This window comes from Propionicimonas sp., assembly GCF_047606205.1.
Lineage (GTDB): Bacteria > Actinomycetota > Actinomycetes > Propionibacteriales > Propionibacteriaceae > Propionicimonas.
The window spans coordinates 1-3,535 of record NZ_JASGES010000060.1 but is presented as its reverse complement, the minus strand read 5'-3'; the positions used below and the strand labels follow the sequence as shown (position 1 = coordinate 3,535).

4 protein-coding genes are annotated in these 3,535 nt (G+C 73.0%); 3 read left to right on the top strand and 1 reads right to left on the bottom strand.

Translation table 11 applies throughout. The features are described 5' to 3' along the window. Positions 1-1,411, bottom strand: a 1,411-nt coding sequence (gene hutH, locus QM633_RS03965; protein WP_415152430.1) for a histidine ammonia-lyase, incomplete at its 3' end; no start/stop codon positions are given. 79 nt (positions 1,412-1,490) lie between these two features. Between hutH and QM633_RS03960 the strand changes: the two genes are divergently transcribed. From QM633_RS03960 to QM633_RS03950, 3 genes are all read left to right on the top strand, one after another. Beyond that, entirely contained in the window at positions 1,491-2,231 is a 741-nt protein-coding gene (locus tag QM633_RS03960) for an IclR family transcriptional regulator (protein ID WP_415152429.1), read from the top strand. A gap of 108 nt (positions 2,232-2,339) precedes the next feature. After that, the gene (locus QM633_RS03955) at positions 2,340-3,272 is read left to right on the top strand and encodes an aldo/keto reductase (RefSeq protein WP_415152428.1); all 933 of its coding nucleotides are present in this window, start codon (positions 2,340-2,342) and stop codon (positions 3,270-3,272) included. Positions 3,273-3,296: 24 nt separating this feature from the next. Beyond that, positions 3,297-3,535, top strand: a 239-nt coding sequence (locus QM633_RS03950) for a VOC family protein (RefSeq protein ID WP_415152427.1), incomplete at its 3' end; no start/stop codon positions are given.

Genomic DNA, 3,535 nt, shown 5'->3' with positions numbered 1-3,535 from the left:
TCCGAGCTTCGGCGTTCGCCGCGCCGGTGGCGGGGCCTGGACGCAGCGGCGCCCGCAACTCGACGCCGCGGGCAGCGGTCAGCAGCTCGATCGCGAGCACGCGGGCGAGGCCGTCGACCGCGGTGCGCAGCTTGCGGGCCGCGGCCCAGCCCATCGACACGTGGTCCTCCTGCAGCGCGCTGGACGGGATCGAGTCGACGCTCGCGGGGACGGCGAGGCGCTTCAGGGTGGACACGATGCCCGCCTGTGTGTACTGGGCGATCATCAGGCCCGAGTCGATGCCGGGGTCGTCGGCGAGGAAGGGCGGCAACCCGCGGTTGCGGGACACATCGAGGAACCGGTCGGTGCGGCGCTCGCTGATGCCGGCGACGTCGGCCACGCCGATCGCCAGGAAGTCCAGGACGTGTGCGAGCGGGGCGCCGTGGAAGTTGCCGTGCGACTCGACGCGTCCGTCCTCGAGCACCGAGGGGTTGTCGATCGCCGCGGCGAGTTCCCGGTCCGCGATCGTGCGCGCGTAGTCGACGGCGTCGCGCAGGGCACCGTGCACCTGCGGCGTGCAGCGCAGCGAGTACGCGTCCTGCACGACCCCGTCGCCGTGGCGGTGGCTGGCCACGATCGGCGAGCCGGCGAGGAATCTGCGCAGGTTCGCCGCGGACGTGGCCTGCCCGACCTGGGGACGCAGCGCCATCAGGTCGGCGGCGAAGGTGCGGTCGGTGCCCAGCTGCCCCTCGACGCTGAGCGCGGCGGCGAGGTCGGCCACGTCGAGCAGCAGATCGAGGTCGGCCACCGCCAGCACCAGCATGCCGAGCATGCCGTCGGTGCCGTTGATCAGGGCCAGCCCCTCCTTCTCGGCCAGCGCGACCGGAGCCAACCCGTGGGCGGCGAGCGCCTCGGCGGAGGGCCGGACGGTGCCGTGGTCGCGCACCTCGCCCTCGCCGATCAACGCCAGGGCGCAGTGGGCGAGCGGGGCGAGGTCGCCCGAGCAGCCCAGGCTTCCGTACTCGTGAACCACGGGCACGAGGGCGGAGTTCAGCAGGCTCGCATAGGCCCGCGCCGTCGAGAGCCGGACGCCGGTGCGGCCGCTGGCCAGCGTCTTCAGCCGCAGCAGCATCATCGCGCGGACGACCTCGTCCTCGACCGCCGGGCCGTTGCCGGCCGCGTGGGAGCGGATCAGGCTGCGCTGCAGTCGCGCCCGCTCGGGTGCGGGGATGCTTCGGGTGGCCAGCGCGCCGAAGCCTGTCGAGACGCCGTACACCCCCTCGCCCGCGCTCGCCAGCGCATCGATGTGGAGGCGGGCGGCGTCGATCGCGGCCTCGGCGGCGGCGGACAGCCGCACCGGGGCTCCGCGCCGGGCCACAGCCACCACGTCCTCGCGCCGTACGGCGCACCCGCCCACCTCGACCTCGGTCATGGATCCATTGAAGGGGAACGGCCATCCCCGGCTGAACAGGGTGGACGCGCTCTGTGTCTCGGATGCGAGACTATGGGTCGTGAGGTCCGTCCCCGCCGCCACCGCCGCGCTGCGTGTGCTGCGGTTCCTGTCCGCACGGGCGACACCGGCGCCGGCCGCGCGGATCGCCGCCGACCTCGGGCTGCCCCGTTCGTCGGCCTACCACCTGCTGCGCGCGATGGCGGCGGAGGGCTTTGTCGTGCACTACCCGGAGGAACGCACGTGGGGGATCGGCGTCGCGGCCTGGGAGGTCGGCCAGGGCTTCAGCAGGCAGGAGCCGCTCGCCCGGCTGGCCAGGGTGCCGCTGGCGCGACTGGTGGACGCCGCCGGCCTGTCGGGTCACCTGGCGGTCCTGCACGGCACGGATGTGCTCTACCTGATCGAGGAGCGGGCGCGCGGCAGTGACCGCCTGGTCAGCGACGTCGGGGTCCGGCTGCCGGCGCACCTCACCGCGTCGGGACGGGCGATCCTGGCCGGGCTGACGCCGGCGCAGGTGCGAGCGCTGTACCCGTCCGCTGCCGGTCTGGTGCAGCGGACCGGCCGCGGCCCGACCACGCTGCGCGAGCTGGGTACGGTGCTGGCCGTGACGCAGCGCCTCGGCCATGCGGTGGAGGACTCGGAGGTGACCGAAGGCTTCGCGTCCCTCGCCGTCCGGGTCGCCGCGGAGCCCACGCCCGCGGCCGTGGCCCTGACCTGGCGTTCGGTGCTGGATGTCGACCCGGGCGCCCTGCTGGCCCGCCTGGCCGCCACCGCGGCCGAGATCGAGGCGCGCCTGCGCTGAACCGCCCTGCGGAATTGCACTGCCGACGCCCCCGAGAAGGCGAATTCGCGCCTTTCGGAGCGTCGAGTGCGCAATTCCGCCGGCCGCGCGGCGATTAGGCTGCGCTGAGTGAAGACCTTCATCCTCCCCGGTACCGACCTCACCGTTCCCGCCGTCGTCACCGGCGTCATGCGCATCCAGGAGAAGACGGACGCGGAGGTCCGCGCCCTCTTCGACGCCTCACTGGCCGCCGGCATCGACTTCTTCGACCACGCCGACATCTACGGCTCCCGGATCCACGGCTGCGAGCGCCGGTTCGCCGAGGCGCTGCAGCTCAGCCCGTCGCAGCGTTCGGAGATCACCCTGCAGACCAAGGCGGGCATCGTTCCCGACGGCCCCTACTTCGACTTCTCCTCCGCGCACCTGATCGAGGCTGTCGAGGGCTCTCTGACGGCGCTGGACACCGACTACATCGACATCCTGCTGCTGCACCGGCCGGACGCACTGGTCGAACCGGAGGAGGTCGCGAAGGCGTTCGACGAGCTGCACGCCGCGGGAAAGGTGCGGGCGTTCGGTGTGTCCAACCACACCCCGGGGCAGATCGAGCTGCTGAAGAGGTACGTCCGCCAGCCGCTGGTGGCCAACCAGGTGCAGCTGTCGATCACCCACGCGCCGATCATCGCCCAGGGCGTCGCGATGAACATGGCCGGGCTCGAGCAGTCGATCAGCCGCGACCTCGGCGTCCTCGACTACTGCCGCCTGCACGACATCGCCGTCCAGGCGTGGTCGCCGTTCCAGGCCGGGTTCTTCAACGGCGTGTTCCTCGGCAACCCGGACTTCCCGGAGCTGAACGCGGTGATCGACCGGCTCGCGGTGAAGTACGAGGTGCCGGCAGAGGCGATCGCGGTGGCGTGGATCACCCGGCACCCCGCCCTCACCCAGGTCGTGCTGGGCACCACCACTCCGCACCGCGTCGCCGCCGCCGCGAAGGGCGCGGACGTGGAGCTCACCCGTCCGGAGTGGTACGAGCTGTACCGCGCCGCCGGCTACCTGGTGCCGTAGCCGGCCCGCGGCCGAGGAACCGACATGGCCCTGGTCAGCGTCAACTGCGTCACCATCAACGCGGCCGATCCGCGGCGTCTGGCGGCCTTCTGGGCCGCCATCGTCGGGGGTGTCGCGCAGGACGCCGGCAACCACTTCGTGCGCGTCGAACCCGGCCAGGGACGTGTCCCGCTGCTGTTCCAGCGCAGCGAGGACGCCGGCCCGGCGCGCGGCTGGGTGCATCTCGACTGCAGCGTGGACGACCGCGACGCCGCCGTCGCCCG